The sequence below is a fragment of the Streptomyces sp. NBC_01431 genome (assembly GCF_036231355.1).
Lineage (GTDB): Bacteria > Actinomycetota > Actinomycetes > Streptomycetales > Streptomycetaceae > Streptomyces.
On record NZ_CP109496.1, the window covers coordinates 4,313,654 to 4,329,386 of the forward strand.

19 protein-coding genes, 1 tRNA gene and 3 pseudogenes are annotated in these 15,733 nt (G+C 69.2%); 8 read left to right on the forward strand and 15 right to left on the reverse strand.

The window, feature by feature from the left end; all coding sequences use genetic code 11:
• The first annotated feature begins 206 nt into the window (after window positions 1-206).
• The 3 genes and pseudogenes from OG522_RS19810 to OG522_RS41255 form a co-directional block, all read left to right on the forward strand.
• Window positions 207-1,010: an alpha/beta fold hydrolase gene (locus tag OG522_RS19810; RefSeq protein WP_329464319.1), complete on the forward strand. Its 804-nt coding sequence runs from the start codon at window positions 207-209 to the stop codon at window positions 1,008-1,010.
• Window positions 1,010-2,299: a PP2C family protein-serine/threonine phosphatase gene (locus tag OG522_RS19815; RefSeq protein ID WP_329464320.1), complete on the forward strand. Its 1,290-nt coding sequence runs from the start codon at window positions 1,010-1,012 to the stop codon at window positions 2,297-2,299. The genes OG522_RS19810 and OG522_RS19815 overlap by 1 nt, the downstream gene beginning before the upstream one ends.
• A gap of 166 nt (window positions 2,300-2,465) precedes the next feature.
• Window positions 2,466-2,583: pseudogene (locus OG522_RS41255) on the forward strand (flavoprotein); the annotation flags it as partial.
• Between the two features lie 206 nt (window positions 2,584-2,789).
• Here OG522_RS41255 and OG522_RS19820 read toward each other — a convergent pair.
• The 6 genes from OG522_RS19820 to OG522_RS19845 form a co-directional block, all read right to left on the reverse strand.
• Complete coding sequence (locus tag OG522_RS19820) at window positions 2,790-3,062, reverse strand: hypothetical protein (RefSeq protein ID WP_329464321.1); 273 nt, start codon at window positions 3,060-3,062, stop codon at window positions 2,790-2,792.
• A gap of 5 nt (window positions 3,063-3,067) precedes the next feature.
• Window positions 3,068-3,640 (reverse strand): DUF5994 family protein, encoded by a 573-nt coding sequence (locus OG522_RS19825; RefSeq protein ID WP_329464322.1) that lies wholly within the window; start codon window positions 3,638-3,640, stop codon window positions 3,068-3,070.
• 174 nt (window positions 3,641-3,814) lie between these two features.
• Window positions 3,815-4,564, reverse strand: coding sequence for a GAF and ANTAR domain-containing protein (locus tag OG522_RS19830; RefSeq protein WP_329464323.1), 750 nt, complete (start codon window positions 4,562-4,564; stop codon window positions 3,815-3,817).
• 118 nt (window positions 4,565-4,682) lie between these two features.
• Complete coding sequence (locus OG522_RS19835) at window positions 4,683-4,907, reverse strand: hypothetical protein (protein WP_329464324.1); 225 nt, start codon at window positions 4,905-4,907, stop codon at window positions 4,683-4,685.
• 167 nt (window positions 4,908-5,074) lie between these two features.
• Entirely contained in the window at window positions 5,075-5,428 is a 354-nt protein-coding gene (locus OG522_RS19840) for an anti-sigma factor antagonist (protein WP_329464325.1), read from the reverse strand.
• 224 nt (window positions 5,429-5,652) lie between these two features.
• A complete protein-coding gene (locus OG522_RS19845; RefSeq protein WP_329467893.1) occupies window positions 5,653-5,865 on the reverse strand; it encodes an ATP-binding protein in 213 nt (70 codons plus the stop codon).
• Here OG522_RS19845 and OG522_RS19850 point away from each other — a divergent pair.
• Window positions 5,830-6,586, forward strand: a pseudogene (locus tag OG522_RS19850) (hypothetical protein); the annotation flags it as partial. The gene OG522_RS19845 and the pseudogene OG522_RS19850 overlap by 36 nt on opposite strands.
• A gap of 120 nt (window positions 6,587-6,706) precedes the next feature.
• Here the strand turns inward: OG522_RS19850 and OG522_RS19855 are convergent.
• The 4 genes and pseudogenes from OG522_RS19855 to OG522_RS19870 form a co-directional block, all read right to left on the reverse strand.
• Window positions 6,707-6,989, reverse strand: a pseudogene (locus OG522_RS19855) (hypothetical protein).
• A gap of 51 nt (window positions 6,990-7,040) precedes the next feature.
• Window positions 7,041-7,307 carry a hypothetical protein gene (locus OG522_RS19860; RefSeq protein WP_329464326.1) on the reverse strand — a complete coding sequence of 89 codons (267 nt, stop codon included), beginning with the start codon at window positions 7,305-7,307 and terminating at the stop codon, window positions 7,041-7,043.
• 97 nt (window positions 7,308-7,404) lie between these two features.
• On the reverse strand, window positions 7,405-7,593 hold the full coding sequence (locus OG522_RS19865; RefSeq protein ID WP_329464327.1) for a hypothetical protein: 189 nt from the start codon (window positions 7,591-7,593) through the stop codon (window positions 7,405-7,407).
• 5 nt (window positions 7,594-7,598) lie between these two features.
• Window positions 7,599-8,174: a DUF5994 family protein gene (locus OG522_RS19870; RefSeq protein WP_329464328.1), complete on the reverse strand. Its 576-nt coding sequence runs from the start codon at window positions 8,172-8,174 to the stop codon at window positions 7,599-7,601.
• Window positions 8,175-8,458: 284 nt separating this feature from the next.
• Here OG522_RS19870 and OG522_RS19875 point away from each other — a divergent pair, with 284 nt between their 5' ends.
• Window positions 8,459-8,965 (forward strand): DUF5994 family protein, encoded by a 507-nt coding sequence (locus tag OG522_RS19875; protein ID WP_329464329.1) that lies wholly within the window; start codon window positions 8,459-8,461, stop codon window positions 8,963-8,965.
• Between the two features lie 129 nt (window positions 8,966-9,094).
• Here the strand turns inward: OG522_RS19875 and OG522_RS19880 are convergent, their stop codons facing one another.
• The 3 genes from OG522_RS19880 to OG522_RS19890 form a co-directional block, all read right to left on the reverse strand.
• On the reverse strand, window positions 9,095-9,295 hold the full coding sequence (locus tag OG522_RS19880) for a hypothetical protein (RefSeq protein WP_329464330.1): 201 nt from the start codon (window positions 9,293-9,295) through the stop codon (window positions 9,095-9,097).
• A 386-nt stretch (window positions 9,296-9,681) separates the two neighbouring features.
• Window positions 9,682-9,906, reverse strand: coding sequence for a hypothetical protein (locus OG522_RS19885; protein ID WP_329464331.1), 225 nt, complete (start codon window positions 9,904-9,906; stop codon window positions 9,682-9,684).
• 273 nt (window positions 9,907-10,179) lie between these two features.
• Window positions 10,180-10,253, reverse strand: a tRNA-Gly gene (locus tag OG522_RS19890).
• Between the two features lie 230 nt (window positions 10,254-10,483).
• Between OG522_RS19890 and OG522_RS19895 the strand changes: the two genes are divergently transcribed.
• The 3 genes from OG522_RS19895 to OG522_RS19905 all read left to right on the forward strand — a co-directional run bounded on the left by OG522_RS19895 (window position 10,484) and on the right by OG522_RS19905 (window position 12,113).
• Window positions 10,484-10,669 (forward strand): hypothetical protein, encoded by a 186-nt coding sequence (locus OG522_RS19895; protein WP_329467894.1) that lies wholly within the window; start codon window positions 10,484-10,486, stop codon window positions 10,667-10,669.
• A 359-nt stretch (window positions 10,670-11,028) separates the two neighbouring features.
• Complete coding sequence (gene dcd, locus OG522_RS19900) at window positions 11,029-11,604, forward strand: dCTP deaminase (RefSeq protein ID WP_329464332.1); 576 nt, start codon at window positions 11,029-11,031, stop codon at window positions 11,602-11,604.
• Window positions 11,605-11,606: 2 nt separating this feature from the next.
• Window positions 11,607-12,113, forward strand: a complete 507-nt coding sequence (locus OG522_RS19905) for a phosphoribosyltransferase (protein WP_329464333.1) — start codon at window positions 11,607-11,609, stop codon at window positions 12,111-12,113.
• Window positions 12,114-12,195: 82 nt separating this feature from the next.
• On the opposite strand, the gene OG522_RS19910 is transcribed toward OG522_RS19905, so the two are convergent.
• Window positions 12,196-13,116, reverse strand: coding sequence for a Yip1 family protein (locus OG522_RS19910; RefSeq protein WP_329464334.1), 921 nt, complete (start codon window positions 13,114-13,116; stop codon window positions 12,196-12,198).
• Between the two features lie 329 nt (window positions 13,117-13,445).
• The gene (locus OG522_RS19915) at window positions 13,446-15,713 is read right to left on the reverse strand and encodes a (Fe-S)-binding protein (RefSeq protein ID WP_329464335.1); all 2,268 of its coding nucleotides are present in this window, start codon (window positions 15,711-15,713) and stop codon (window positions 13,446-13,448) included.
• Window positions 15,714-15,733: the final 20 nt, after the last annotated feature.

Sequence of the window (15,733 nt, forward strand, 5' to 3'; positions counted from 1 at the left end):
GGCCCTGCTCGCCGTGCGGGTGCTCCCCGTGGTGAACTCAACGAGTTGATCAGTGCGGCACGTGACAGAGATGCTCGACCGGGCAGGAGCCGAGCCGCGAGGACCGTCCAGGCGCCATCGACGCGGTCGGCGCACCTTGTGAAGGCATCGAGTGGGGTGTCGGGGGCACTTGGGGCAGCGGACCGGACTTGAGGAAGTGGTGCTTCATGGATATCGCGCGCAGGAACAACGTCACCGTCACCGGTAACCCGCAGGGGCGGACGGTGGTGCTGGCCCACGGCTTCGGCTGCGACCAGAACATGTGGCGGCTGACAGTGCCCGCCCTGGTCGAGCACTACCGGGTGGTGCTCTTCGACTACGTGGGCTCGGGCCGCTCGGATCCGTCCGCGTTCTCCGAGGACCGCTACGGATCGCTGGGCGGCTACGCCCAGGACGCGGTGGAGGTGTGCGAGGCTCTGGACCTGCGCGACGCCGTGTTCGTCGGCCACTCCGTCAGCGCCGTGATCGGAGTCCTGGCCGCCGACCTGGCTCCCGAGCGGATCGGAGCGCTGGTGATGGTCGCTCCGTCTCCGCGGTACATCGACGACGACGGCTACCGGGGCGGGTTCAGCACCGAGGACATCGACGAGCTGCTGGCGTCGCTTGAGTCGAACTATCTGGGCTGGTCGGCGGCGATGGCACCGGTGATCATGGGCCATGAGGACCGGCCCGAGCTCGGCGAGGAGCTGAAGAACAGCTTCTGCGCCACGGACCCGGAGATGGCGCGCGTGTTCGCCCGCACTACGTTCCTGTCGGACTCAAGAGACGAATTGAAGAGTGTGCGGGTGCCGACGCTCGTCCTGGAATGCACCCAGGACGTCATCGCCCCCCGCGAGGTCGGCGCCTACGTCCACCGGGCGATCCCCGGCTCGACGCTGGTCACGCTCGACGCGACCGGACACTGCCCGCACCTGTCCGCACCCGAAGCCACCAACGAAGCGATCCGGAACTTCCTGGCCAGCCTTCGATGATGTGCCGCAACGGGGAGCATCCCGACCCGCACGAGGCGGACGGCGAGAGAACCGCGGACGCGGCGTTCGCCGCACTGCTTGAGGACAGCGCCGAGGAACTCTACGAGTGCGCGCCGTGCGGATATCTGTCCACGCTGATGGACGGCACCATCGCCAAGATCAACGCCACCCTGCTGGGCTGGCTCGGCCTGGAGCGCGCGGAGGTGGTGGGCCGGATGCGCTTCACCGACCTGCTGACGGTGGGCGGCAAGCTGTACCACGAGACCCACTTCGCCCCACTACTGCGGATGCAGGGCGAAATCGGCGGCATCGCCCTGGAGATCAAGCAGACCGGCGGTGCCCGCATGCCGGTGCTGGTCTCCTCCGCGATCAAGCGCGGTGACACCGGCGAGCCGCTGCTGATCCGTACAACCGTCTTCGACGCCCGGGATCGCCGCGCCTACGAGGAGGAACTCCTGCGCGGCCGCAAGGCCGCCGAAGCGGCGCGCAAACAGTCGGAAGCCGACCGCGCCAGGCTCCAGGACGCCCTGGCCGTACTCCAGCAGTCCCTGCTGCCCGACACCCTGCCGCCAGTGGCCGGGATGGAGACGGCCGCCTACTACCACACCGCCCATCCCGACCGGCTCGGCGGCGACTTCTACGACGTCTTCCCCATCGACGCGAATCGGTTCGGCTTCTTCCTCGGTGACGTGTGCGGCAAGGGACCCCAGGCCGCCGCCGTCACCTCGCTGACCCGCTACACCCTGCGCGCCGCCGCCCTGCACGACCCGGACCCCGTCGCCGCCCTGACCACGCTCAACAAGGTGCTCCACGAGCGCTACGCCGGCGATGGCGACCCGCGTTACTGCACCGTCGTCTTCGGCACGCTGGAGCCCGACCCCGAGACGGGGAACGTCGCCGTACACCTCGCTTCCGGCGGCCATCCTCCCGTCATCATCGTGCGGGCCGACGGCACGGCCGACTTCCTGCCCACGCCGGGCGGCCTCCTCGTGGGCATCCTGCCGTCCGCACGCTTCACGGCCGCCACGAGCGTGCTCACCCCCGGCGACACCCTCCTGCTCTACACCGACGGCCTCACCGAAGCCCGCACGAGCCAAGACCGCAGCAGCCTGTACGGAGACGAAGCCCTAATCGCCTTCGCCGCCGGCCACGCCGGCAAACCGCCGAACGTCCTGATCCAGTCCCTGACCGGCCTGCTGAACAGCTTCGGCGAAGGCGTCGGCGACGACACCGCCCTACTCGCTCTCGGCGTCCCCGCCGCCAACCCGGGGACGAGAAGCCTCGAATGAGGGCCATCCGGGATCTGCTCGCCGACATGGCCGCCCGCGGCTGCCGCCGTACGCTGCCGGAACTGCGCCGCTTCAGCCGTCAACTGGGGGAGTCCCCGCGTGAGCGATCAGCCCGGCGAGCAGACCAAGAAGCCCTTCCTGTACGTCGTCGTGTGTGGGGCCGGAGGGCGTCCTGGTCGGCTCGTACAAGCCGCACAAGCCGAAGGGCGGTGGCGGGGCCGACCGCTTCCACCGGGAGGAAAGCGCTGGAACTGCTCACGCCCGAGCCGCCCGCACCGGCCTGATCAGGCCGACAGCGATCGAAATGCCAGCTCGTCGCGCCCCGCGCCGGCGGCAATTCCAGTAATTCCCGCATCGCTGGCGCGACTTCACGGGCGGACTGGCAACAAGTGCGCGGGCTCCACAGGGGGGTCTCAGGGTTAGAAGCGACCGGCACTCCCCTGGATGAGGACCTACGGCGCCTGAGCGGGTTCCGGGGACGAGTCACGGATCAACGGCCGTGCTCATGGCGGATGCGCCGCCGCGGGCGGAGCCGCCCCCGGCCCCCGTCGCGCTGGTCGCGGCGGGTCGGGACGGCGGGCGGCTCGGCCAGGCCGGGAACCGGTCGTGCCGGGCCGCCGCGGGTTCCTCGGCCGACGGGGTGGAAGCGGCTGTAGGGGTGGAGCGCAATCCGCTCGGAGTGCTGTGCGTTGAGGAGGTGGATCACGCGTGCCGCTCCGACGATCAGAAGCAGCGTGACGGCGATGGTCAGGGCCGTGGTCATGGCGGTCACATCCCCACCAGGAGGCGGCTGGGACGGGCCGGGACGATGGCATGGGGCGAGGTGGCACCGCCCTCGTACTCCCACGCCTCCTCACGATCCTGCGGTCGCTCGGTGGCCGGTGTGTCGTGGAGGGCCGCCCCTGCGGCCATGAGTGCGCTCGCGGTGAGCTGGGGGCCGGTGCCGTCGGTCGCGGCGGCCATCAACCGGGCGGCCGCAGGGGCGTTGGTCTCCGGCGGGATGACGAGGAGGTCCCAGCGTCCGGCCGTGTAGGACAGCAGCAGGAGCTTGTGCGGGTCTTGCTCGGCCTTGAACCAGCCTGCCTTCACCACGTGTCCGGCAACGGGGATCTTTCGCGGGATGACGGGCCAGTGCCGGGGATTCACCGCGATGCGGGTGATCCGGCCCCACCGCGAGTCCAGTACGTCTATCAGTGCGGGCAGTTCACGCAGCAGGTCACGGGAGCGGGGCCACCAGGCACCGTCCAGGAGCCCGGGGGAGCTGCCCGGGGATTTCAGTGCGACGCGCGCCGCGGGGGGCTCGCGCTGAGGGAAGTGCCGGTCGGTCGTGGTCGCGGACATGGCGCGGACCTGTCTCCGGGGGCACTGTCCACGGACGACACCCGGTGTCTTTGCTCACCGGGAACGACGTCGGCGTGAAGGCCGGCGTGCGAAATGCTCCCGGTGGCTCAACCGTACTCCCCGACGAGGGCGGGCAGACGGGTACGGCGGCCGCAGAATCCCGCGTGAGACGGATCAGCTCTCGGGCGGGGGCGGGGGGATGGTGGAGGTGTCGAAGGTGCCCGTGATGATCGAGGTGGCGAAGTCGGTCAGGCCCAGGTGACGGCTGCGGGCATAACCGCGAAACGCGCCGAACGCCTCGTCCGGTGAGGTCCCCCAGCGTTCGGCGAGGAGGCCCTTGACCTGCTCCACCAGGATGCGGCTGTTGAGCGCGGTCTGGAGCTGCGTCCTCTCGATATGGGACCGCTCCAGAGTGCGCTGCTGGAGGATCGTGATCGTGGCGACGCTCGCGAGCGCCTTGGCGAGCGCGATGTCGCTCTCGCCGAGGCGGTGGGGTGTCTTCTGGAAGAGGTTGAGTGCGCCGATGTTCCGGTCCCGCAGCCGCAAGGGGATCGCGTGGGTGGTGACGTAACCCGTCTCGCGCGCGCGAGTGGCGAAGCGGGGCCAGCTCGCCGTCGTCCTGGGACTGATGAGGTCGATATTGGTCCTGGCGGTCCCGCTGCGGAAGCAGTCCACGCACGGACCCTGGCCGTACTGGAGAGCGAACAGTTCCAGGAGCCGGGCGTGTTCGTCGGAGGCGGCCACGACCTGGAGTTTCCCGAGCGGGTCGGCGAGCAGGATGCCGGCCGCGGAGACGTCGAGGAGTTCGACGCATCGGGTGGACAGGCGCTGGAGCAGGTCCAGAACGTCGAAGTCGTCCGTCAGTGAGTCGGTGACCTCGATGAAGATCTCCGTCAGCCGTTGTTCGCGGGCCATGCCGATCATCCCTTTCGACCGCCGCGCGACTGCGGCCCATTCAAATCGTCGTTGAACCGAATCCGTCCGGCCACCACGTCCCCAGCCACGTCGCCGAGCGGCAGATCCCGGCGGTATGCGTACGCCCTCAGCCGCAGCAGAGCCTCCGCCAGGGAAGCGTCCAGCTGGGCGCTGACCATGCCCGTGGCCCGGTGCAACTCCCCGGTAGCCCCACGACCGTCACGGAATCCGCCAGTCCGTTGCCGCCGCCGTGCCCGTTGCCTTCCAGGACCACCCCGGTCAGCGCGGCGGTCAGGGCCAGGGCGTCGGTGTACTGCTGCTCCGGTACGGAGGCGCTTGTCCTGGAGGACACCACGCCCAGTACGCCGGGTCAGCGGTCGGCGCGGACCGCGCCAGGTCCAGTGCCAGGACGGCCATGCCGTCGCTGATCAATGGGCTCCGCCCTGCCGGGGTTTGGCGACCAGCCCAATCAGCTCACCGTGAACACTATCCGCGCCCGCCGGACACCGCTGCCGCTGTCTAGCGGGGGCTGGCCGAGACCACCCCCTGACGGGCCGCGTCGACCGTCGCGTACCGCGGAAAGACGCCGGTGAGATCGACGATGCGGAGCAGCAGACCGATGCTTCGTCCCACGTAGACCAGGCGCAGCCATCCGGAGCGGTCCAGACACGTGGCCCGTGCCACGCACAGGGGGCCCAGGGCGCTGCAGTCCATGAATGTCACTTGGGTCAAATCGACTACGACATAGGGGATTTGAGCGCCCCGCTGCGCTCTGGCCAGGTCTCCGGACAGGAGCGGGGCGGTCAGGATGTCGAGTTCGCCGGATGCCCGGATCACCCGGCACTCCTGCGAGAGGTCGGCAGCGGTGCCCATGCGGCCCGTCTCCTCATGACGTACTGCGTACGAGTGGGATGGAGCGGTCTGCGGAGAGACGGCCGAGGTCTGGGGCACCCGCATGAGCAGAGTACGGCTCCCGGGCCCCGGAGCGGTTTCGTCTGTGTTCGGGTCGCGAGTTGAGCATGAACTGCTCTGCCTTGCATGTTCTGTTGGCGCAATCCGGTTGTTCCGGGTTACTTCTCTGTTCGTTTCGTGCTTCGTCAGCGGTGGCGACGCATGTGCATGCGGACGGTCGTGCCGTGCTCCGTGGTGCGCATGTCGACGGCGTCGCTGAGCTGCCGGATGATCCATAGCCCGCGTCCGTCCAGGTGGGACGTGTCGGGCGGCAGATACCCGGCCAGGGCGGTATCGAGGGTGCCCTTGGGGTTGGTGATCTCGCCGTCCCGGTCGACAAGCCCGGCACGACGCTGCACGAGCCCACCCGGGTCCTGGGAGGTCTGCTGGAAACGGTTATGGCGCGCACGGCAGGGCGCCGCGACTTCCGCCTGTTCGGACCGGACGAGACGGCCTCCAACCGGCTCCAGGCCGTGTACCGGGCCACCGGCAAGGCGTGGCAGGAACAGACGCTGGAGGTGGAGAACCTGGACCGGCACGGCCGCGTGATGGAAATCCTGTCCGAACACACCTGCCAGGGCTGGCTGGAGGGCTAAGTCCCCTGAGGTCGTCCGGGTCCACCTGCCCCCGGACGCCAACACCCTTCTCGTGGTGGCCGACCACGTGCTGCGCTCCCGCGACTACGTCAACGTGGTCGTCGGGGCAAGCAGCCCTGCTTCGACTGGCTGACGCATGACGAGGCCCGCGCGCACTGCGCAAACCGGTCGTTTTCGCCTACCACGGCTACCCGTGGCTGATCCACCGCCTCGCCTACCGCCGCACCGGACACGCCCACGCCCACTTCCACGTTCGCGGCTACAAGGAGGAAGGATCCACCACCACGCCCTTCGACATGGTCGTACGCAACGACCTCGACCGATACCGCCTGGCCATGGATGTCATCGACCGCGTCCCGGGCCTGGCGGTGCGCGCCGGGACCAAGTACGACAGGAGCTCGCGGACACCCGGCTGCGCCACCACACCTGGATCCGCGAACACGGCACCGATCTCCCCGAAGTCGCCGAATGGACCTGGAACTGAACACCGGGAACGGACCGGACGTCGGTGTGACGCTGTGTGGAGCCTTGTGGCCGAACCGGGGACGCGGAACTGGGGCACCGGGTACCCACGTGCCCGGCCCTTCTCCATGTGAAAGGGGATTCAGCCGTGCTCCTCCTCCTCGGACTCCTCGGACTCCATGCGCCGGATTCCCTCGTGGGTGAGGGTGACCATCGCGGGGGTGTTGCCGGGTTCCCAGTCGACGGTGATCAGGCCGTCGCCCGCCAGGTAGGTGCAGGCGGCCGCCAGGTCCTGTTCCGGCACGTGGATGTCGCGTTGCAGCTGTGCCCCCGGTGATGCCGAGGAGGCGGTTGCCTTCGACGGCTTCGTACAGGACCCGGAGCACCTGATCGCGGTAGGTCCTGCGTTCGTGCAGTGTGGCCATGGCCGCGTCCTTTCGTGTGCAGGGGGCGGGCTCCGGGGCTCGTGCGGGCTCTCAGGTCTCGTCGGAGTGGGCGCCGATGCCGACGGGGGGCCGGCTGGCGTCCAGCCAGGAGCGGGCGGGTCCGGCGGGTGTTGCAGTGTCCACGGTGAGGTGGAGGCGAGTGTCGCCGTCGAGGCCGGGATAGCTGCGCTGTTCCGCGCCGGCGAAGCGGCCGCGAAGGGCTTCCGCGACCGCTCGGGCGGCTTCGGGCGTGTGCGCGATGATCCGTACCTCGGCCTGCCCGAGCGACGGCAGTCTCTGGGTCTGGATGTACTTCATGTGGGCGTGTCCCCTTTCGGAGAGGGCGAGAAGCCGGCGGGTCGGAGCGCCGTGGCGCGCTCCCACCCGCTGCCCCGGTCGGAGCAGGGTCTGTTCCTCACCGGTCGGCATCCGTGTGGCGGTCTCGACGGCTGGTGTCGTTCGGCAGGCCGGGAGGTCTCGGCAGGGGGTCGCTGAAGTGGTGGGCCGCGATCCGTGCGTCGTGCTGGGCGTTGAGCAGGTGGATCCAGCGCATGCCGATGCCGGTTGCCAGGATGATCAGCGCGATGATGACGAGGGTCTCCATGTCGCTCACCTCCAGCCGTTTCCGGGCAGAGGGAGGGCGCTTCGTCCCATCGGGCTCCCGAAGGGGGACATGCAGGCCCCGCCTTCGCTCTCCCAGGTGGCTTCCCGGCGCACGTCATCGCCGATGCTGCGCCCGATGACGGCTTCGTTGATCATCAGGACGCCTGCGGTGAGGACGCTGCCCGGGATCGCGGCGGCGTCCATCAGGCGGGCCGCGGCGGCGGGTGCGGTCTCGGGCGGGATGACGAGGAGGTCCCAGCGCCCCACGGTGTAGGACAGCAGGATGAGCTTGTCGGGGTCCTGTTCGGTGAACCAGCCCACGTGCAGCACGCGCCCGTCCACGGCAACCGTGTGTGGGACGACGGGCCAGCGGATGGGGTTCACGGTGACGCGGGTAACGCGGCCCCAGGGTTCCTCCAGGGCGGCGACGAGCGGTGGGAGCTCGGCTTCGAGGTCGCGGGAGTAGGGCCACCAGGCCCCGTCCAGCTGGCCGGCGATGGTGGTCTTCGGGGTGAGGGACAAGCGAGCCGGGAACTCTGCGGCGAGGTCGCGGGGCGCGGTCCGATCGAGGGTGGTGGTCATGATGCGGACCTGCCCCCGGGCTGCCCGTCGGCAGCCCGGTTTTTAGGCGATCGCCGGAAATGACACCCGCGTGAAAGCCGGTGTGCGAAGTACTCCCGGTGTTTTCACTGTACGCCCGTTCGGTGGGCTCTGACCGGCGTGACCAGGTATTTTCCGGCGGGCGGTGGAACGGGCGGCGGGAGTATCGTGAAACGAGGCGGCCCCTGCACGTCGCCGACCGGGCACTGGCATCGGCGCCGCCCTGCAACGGCGTACGGCCGCACCCCGTAGACGGGCGAACCCACATGGCTGACTCCGACATCCCCCACACGCCCCCACTGCTCCTGCCGGATGAGATCCACCATGCGGTCAAACCTGGCACGGCCCTGCTGCGGCTGGAGACCACCAGCTCCCGGGAGGGGCGCCTGGACGGCGCGTGGTGGCCCCGCACGCGCGACATCGAGACCGAACTGCCCGCGCTGATCAGCGTGTTGACCGGACATCTCGGGCCCATCACCCGGGTGGGCCTGGACGCGTCCGCCTGGAACGGCCTCCCCACCCGCCTGGTCATCGACGGCCAAGTCGTGCACCTCGACTCCCACCCGGTCGGCGACGGCACCGTCCTCATCACCCGCGGCCACAACGACCACTTCGCCCTCCTGCTGGTTCCCCCGGACACCACGGCCGACGCCGCCCGCGAAGCAATGGCCCGCGCCGTCCGCGCCGACAACATCACCCAGGCCACTCAGATCCTCATCGCCACCACCCCCGAACCCGAGGACGGCGCCGCCGACCCGGCAGCCCGATCCTGAGGATCCTCCGGTGCGTTGTGCCCCGTGCGCTGGAGCACCTCGGGTCGGGCGTCGGGCGGGAAGCACAGAACCCGGCCGGGGTGACTGCGGGCCGGCCGGGCTCTGGGCGTGTGGCGAGTGGTGCTCTGGTCAGAGCGGCTCGTCGTGCAGGTCCTCTTCGCGCAACAGGTCGTCCTCGCGGCGGCGCGAGGTCTCCTTCTGGTCCTGCTTCTGTCCCTGCTCGCGGGACGCCTTGCCTGGCCGGGGGTGAGCGGGGTCTCCGGGGCGATGGTGCTCCTGCGCCTCGCGGCCCTTGCCCGGCTCCGGACGCTTGTCCTGCGTATCGCCCATGACAGCGGCTCCTCTTGATGAGTGGGTACGGATTCCTCTCGGACGACGCTGACATGCACAGTTACGGGCTGCATCATTTCGACGACGAGGCGAGGCACACGGGTGACGCCCGTCCCCGATGCGGCGGCATCCGAAGGCGGGCCGGCGGCCGTTCAGTTCCGAGGATGGGCGGGATCACGCATTCCTTCCGCTACTTGGCCGCCGGTGATTGCTGGTTCAACGACGAGAGCTCCGGCGATCAGGACGGCCCCAACTGCCGTCTGCACACCTGATGGACCCAGCGGCATGACTGGCAACGCCCGCGCCGCGTGCCCCCGCCCCACACACTCCCAGGGCGGGGAGGTGCGTGACGGCCCCTGATCAGGTGACCGGCGCCCGGCCACTCCTCAAAGCGGGCCCAGCTGATCCATCAACATTCCACGCGGAAGCATCAGCGCAAGCTCGCCGGTGCCATTGATGTCGATGTGCGCCGTCAGCGCGCGGAGGTCGAGGCGGCCGGGCACGCGGATGGCGAAGGGGTAACCATCCACCCCTTCGTCCCGCGCGCACGCGACATGGTTGAGGACCCCGTCACCCAGGAGGCGTGACCACTCGCAGCGCCGGATCGACATCCGACGGTCCGGCGCTCCGGCGCGCCTGCCGACTGCGGTCAGTCCAGGGGCACTTCGCAACCGCACACGAGCAGCACTTGGCCCGGCGAGTGGCGCGGGCCGCACGAAATGGGTCTCAGGATTGGAGACGACCCCACGGCGAGCGTTCAGAAAGGGGCTTGCGCCGCGCAATTCGGCGCGGCAGTCGGTCCCTTATGGCACGCGAATGGCACGAGCCCGGAAATTGGTCTAGACAACAAACAAACCCCAGGCCCTCGGCCTGGGGTTTCGTCATGGAGCGAGTGACGGGAATCGAACCCGCGCTCTAAGCTTGGGAAGCTTATGTTCTACCATTAAACTACACTCGCGTGATCATTTCCCTACGGGGGAGTGGATCGTCGCTCACTCTACCCCATGCCCGGCCCTCGGTGAATTCACCGAGGGCCGGCGTGCTGTCCGGGGTCGGGATCCCTGTGTGGGCGGGGGGAGTTGGGGCGTACCGTGAAGGGCGTGTGCGTGGCGGAGTGCCGCGTGCGAGTGCGTTCAGTTCATCCCCTAATGTGGTGTTTTCTCCGTCCATGCTTGTTGGGGAAGGGACTTGAGCGACTTGATGGACTCGTTGGAGCGCACCGTCGTCCGTTGCGCCGGAGGGCATGTCTTCACCACGGAATCGTTCCCGATGCAGCGGCTCGGTGCCGAGCGGATCGGGCCCGGCCGGCTCATCCGCTGCCCGCGCTGCGCGCGCCTGCGGCACGCCGTTCCCGTACTGCCCGATCAGCGGTAGCGGAACCCGGAAGCCGGCACCATCGGCGGTAGCCACGGGACCAGGTGGCCAGCGCGATCAGCTGTAGGCGCCGGGCCCGGTGGCCCGCCCGGCCAGGGGGCGAGCCGCTGGACCCGGTGGCCCGCCCCGCCAGCGGCGGCAGCCGCCGACCCCGCTGGCCAACCCGGCCCCCGGTATCCGCGGACCCCGCTGGGCCACCCAGCAGCGGCATCCGCAGGCCCCCCTGCCCCACCCAGCCGCGCGGTGGCCGCCGGGCCACGCGCCGTCCCCGCCCGGCCGGGGATGGCGGAACGCGGTGGCCCGGCCTCGCCGCGGTGGTCGATTGGGGTCGGGACGGGCGCTCTGCGTATCCTCGGGACGTGCTTCTCTCAGACAAGGACATCCGGACCGAGATCGACGCCGGGCGGGTACGGATCGATCCCTACGACGAATCCATGGTGCAGCCGTCAAGCATCGACGTGCGCCTCGACCGCTTCTTCCGGGTGTTCGAGAACCACCGCTACCCGCACATCGACCCCGCCGTCGAGCAGGCCGATCTCACCCGGCTCGTCGAGCCGGACGGGGACGAGGCGTTCATCCTCCACCCCGGCGAGTTCGTCCTCGCGTCGACCTACGAGGTCATCTCGCTGCCCGACGACCTCGCCAGCCGGCTCGAGGGCAAGAGCTCGCTCGGCCGGCTCGGCCTCGTCACGCACTCCACCGCCGGGTTCATCGACCCCGGGTTCTCCGGGCACGTCACCCTTGAGCTCTCCAACGTCGCCACGCTGCCGATCAAGCTGTGGCCGGGGATGAAGATCGGGCAGCTGTGTCTGTTCCGGCTCAGTTCGTCCGCCGAGGAGCCGTACGGGTCCGAGCGGTACGGATCCCGCTACCAGGGCCAGCGCGGCCCGACCGCCTCGCGGTCCTTCCTCAACTTCCATCGGACCCAGGTGTGAGTATGAACGACCAGAACGACGTGCGCGAGAACCTCACCTACGAGAAGTTCGGCGGTGCCATCCGCGAACTCGCGCAGACCATCGCGGACGACGGGTACGAGCCCGACATCGTGGTCTCCATCGCCCGGGGCGGCGTCTTCGTCGCCGGCGGCCTCGCCTACGCGCTGGACTGCAAGAACATCCACCTGGTGAACGTCGAGTTCTACACCGGCGTGGGCACCACGCTCGAAATGCCGGTCATGCTCGCGCCGGTGCCCAACGCCATCGACTTCTCCGGCAAGAAGGTGCTGATCGCGGACGACGTGGCCGACACCGGCAAGACGCTGAAGCTGGTGTACGACTTCTGCCTCGACCACGTCGCCGAGGTCCGCAGCGCCGTCATCTACGAGAAGTCCCACTCCCTCGTGAAGTGCGAGTACGTCTGGAAGCGTACCGACGAGTGGATCAACTTCCCGTGGAGCGTCGAGCCCCCCGTCGTACGGCGTGAGGGCCAGGTGCTGGACGCCTGACATCCCCCTGGACGACGAGAAGGGCCCCGGTTCTCGCGAACTGGGGCCCTTTTTGCCGTATGCGCGACAGGCAGCCGTACGCCTAGATCGTGCCCAGCTTGATCAGCGAGAGCAGCGCGATCAACTGGATCGCGGAGGCGCCCAGCGCCTTCGGCCACGGCAGGTCGTGGGACTTGCTCACCATCGAGGTGAACAGCGCGCCGGCCGCCAGCCAGGTCGCCCAGCCCAGCACCTGGACCACGCCGTTGTTGCCGCCCAGGAACACGGCGAGCAGCAGGCGCGGGGCGTCCGTCAGCGACATGATCAGCATGGAGAGGCCCACCGTCGGCTGCCACGCGCCGTCGCCGCCGAGCTGGCGGGCCAGGGTGTGGGTCACCGCGCCGAGGATCAGCCCGCCGATCACGAAGACAACGCCGGTGGTGAGGACCACCGGGGCCGCCTTGGACAGCGCCGTGCTGATGACGTCCTCGCGGGCCTTGTCGAAGCCGAAGATCGCCAGCAGGCCGTACAGGAACGTGACGACCAGCGCCGGGCCCCACACGGGGTGGTCGCGCATCTGCCAGAACGTCGGGCCCGGCCGCATCACGATGCCGGACAGGAGTTCCTTCCAGTGCAGCCGCGGACCGCTCGGGGCGGCCGTGGCCGCGCCCGCCCGGTAGGTCGCGCCGTCGCCGTACGGATCCTCGCCGATGCTGAACGCCTGGGTGTGGCCCGGGTTGTTCGCGTACGGGTCCTGGGCGGGGGCGTAACCCTGGCCCTGGCCCTGGTAGGACGGGTCGCCGAAGTACTCCGGCTCGTCCTGACGCGGCTGGGGCGCCTGCCGGTATGGCGGCTGCCCCTGCCCGTAGCCCTGCTGGTTTCCCTGCCCCTGTCCGTACCCGTACTGCGGCTGCTGCTGGGCTCCCGGCCACTGTTGTGACGGGGCCTGCTGCTGCCCTTGCTGTTGCGGTTGCCGCGGGGGGCGGTTGTCCCGGCCGCCGCGTCCGATCCTGAATCCAGCCACGAATCGAACGTACCTGTTCCGCCGGTACGCCAACCGTGGGACGACCGGAACCGGACGCCTTTGCGGCTGACCTGTGACATCCCCTAGGGGGCGGCCGCAGGGGGGAGTTGGCTGAGCCTCCTCCGACCGGACCCCGATGATCGCGGCCGGCGGCGGCATCGCCCCCGGGGGCGCCGCGGGCCTCGGCTTTGCGATGCTGCGCCGCCGCGGCGGCCAGCGCTGACCGGAGGCGCACGCCTCACCGCGTACGACGGAAAGCGGCCGGTTCCGCCCCTTGGGCAGAACCGGCCGCTTCCGTGTGCGTAGAACCCCTGGACTGGGGGCCGGGGTTACTTCACCGGCTCCGGCTCCGGCGTGGTCTCCGTCTCGGCGGTGCCCGCCGGGTCGGCCGGGGTCTTCACCGAGTCGAGGAGCAGCTGCGCCACGTCCACGACCTGGAGCGACTCCTTGGCCTTGCCGTCGTTCTTCTTGCCGTTGACGGAGTCCGTCAGCATGACCAGGCAGAACGGGCAGGCCGTCGACACGATGTCCGGGTTGAGGGACAGGGCCTCGTCCACGCGCTCGTTGTTGATGCGCTTGCCGATCCGCTCCTCCATCCACATGCGCGCACCGCCGGCGCCGCAGCAGAAGCCGCGCTCCTTGTGGCGGTGCATCTCCTGCTGGCGCAGGCCCGGGACGGCCGACATGATCTCGCGCGGCGGCGTGTAGACCTTGTTGTGACGGCCCAGGTAGCACGGGTCGTGGTAGGTGATCAGACCGTCGACCGGGGTGACCGGGACCAGCTTGCCCTCGTCGATGAGGTGCTGGAGCAGCTGGGTGTGGTGGATGACCTCGAACTCGCCGCCCAGCTGCGGGTACTCGTTCGCGATCGTGTTGAAGCAGTGCGGGCAGGTCGCGACGATCTTCTTCGCGGACTTCGGCTTCTTGGTCGACTCCTCTTCGTCGTCCTCTCCGAACGCCATGTTCAGCATCGCGACGTTTTCCTGGCCGAGCTGCTGGAAGAGCGGCTCGTTGCCGAGGCGGCGGGCCGAGTCACCGGTGCACTTCTCGTCGCCGCCCATGATCGCGAACTTGACGCCCGCCATGTGCAGGAGCTCCGCGAAGGCCTTCGTGGTCTTCTTCGCCCGGTCTTCGAGGGCGCCCGCGCAGCCGACCCAGTACAGGTAGTCGACCTCGGTGAGGTCCTCGATGTCCTTGCCGACGATCGGGACCTCGAAGTCGACCTCCTTGGTCCACTCGACGCGCTGCTTCTTGGCGAGCCCCCAGGGGTTGCCCTTCTTCTCCAGGTTCTTGAGCATCGTGCCCGCCTCGGACGGGAACGCGGACTCGATCATCACCTGGTAGCGGCGCATGTCGACGATGTGGTCGATGTGCTCGATGTCGACCGGGCACTGCTCGACGCAGGCGCCGCACGTGGTGCAGGACCACAGGACGTCCGGGTCGATGACGCCGTTCTCTTCGAGGGTGCCGATCAGCGGGCGCTCGGCCTCCGCGAGGGCGGCCGCCGGAACGTCCTTGAGCTGCTCCTGTGTCGCCTTCTCGTTGCCCTCCATGTCCTTGCCGCCGCCTGCGAGCAGGTACGGGGCCTTGGCGTGCGCGTGGTCGCGCAGGGACATGATCAGCAGCTTGGGGGAGAGCGGCTTGCCCGTGTTCCAGGCGGGGCACTGCGACTGGCAGCGCCCGCACTCGGTGCAGGTGGAGAAGTCGAGGATGCCCTTCCAGGAGAAGTGCTCGATCTGCGAGACGCCGTAGACGTCGTCCTCGCCCGGGTCCTCGAAGTCGATCGGCTTGCCGCCCGACGTCATCGGCTGGAGCGCGCCGAGGGCGACGCCGCCGTCCGACTCGCGCTTGAACCAGATGTTGGGGAAGGCGAGGAAGCGGTGCCAGGCCACACCCATGTCGGTCTTGAGCGCGACCGTGATCATCCAGATGAACGACGTCGCGATCTTCAGGCCCGCGAAGAAGTAGGTGAGGTTCTGAAGGGTGGTCAGGCTCATCCCCTTGAACCAGGCGACCACCGGATACGAGACGAAGAACGAGGCCTCGTAGCTGTCGACGTGGTGCTGGGCGCCCTCCAGGGCGTGCAGCGTGAAGATGCAGACGCCGACGATGAGGATGACGGCCTCGACGAAGTACGCCTGGCCGGTGTTGGACCCCGCGAACCGGGACTTGCGGCCCGGCGCGCCCGGCCGGTTCAGCTGCCGGATGACGATCAGGGTCAGGATGCCGATCGTCGTCATCGTGCCGAGGAACTCGACGAAGACGTTGTACGGCGCCCAGTCGCCGATGATCGGCAGGATCCAGTCGGCCTGGAAGAGCTGGCCGATGGCGTTGACGATCGTCAGCAGCAGCGAGAAGAAGCCCACGGCCACGAACCAGTGCGCGACGCCGACGATGCCCCACTTGTTCATGCGGGTGTGGCCGAGGAATTCCTTGACCACGGTGACCGTGCGCTGCGTGGGGTCGTCCGTGCGGGTGCCGGCCGGTACGGACTGGCCGAGGCGCATGAAGCGGTAGATCTGCACGATGGCACGGCCGAACAGCGCTACGCCGACCGCGATTAGGACCAGCGACACGATGATCGCGGCGAGTTGCATGGTGGGGCTCCTCGGGCCTG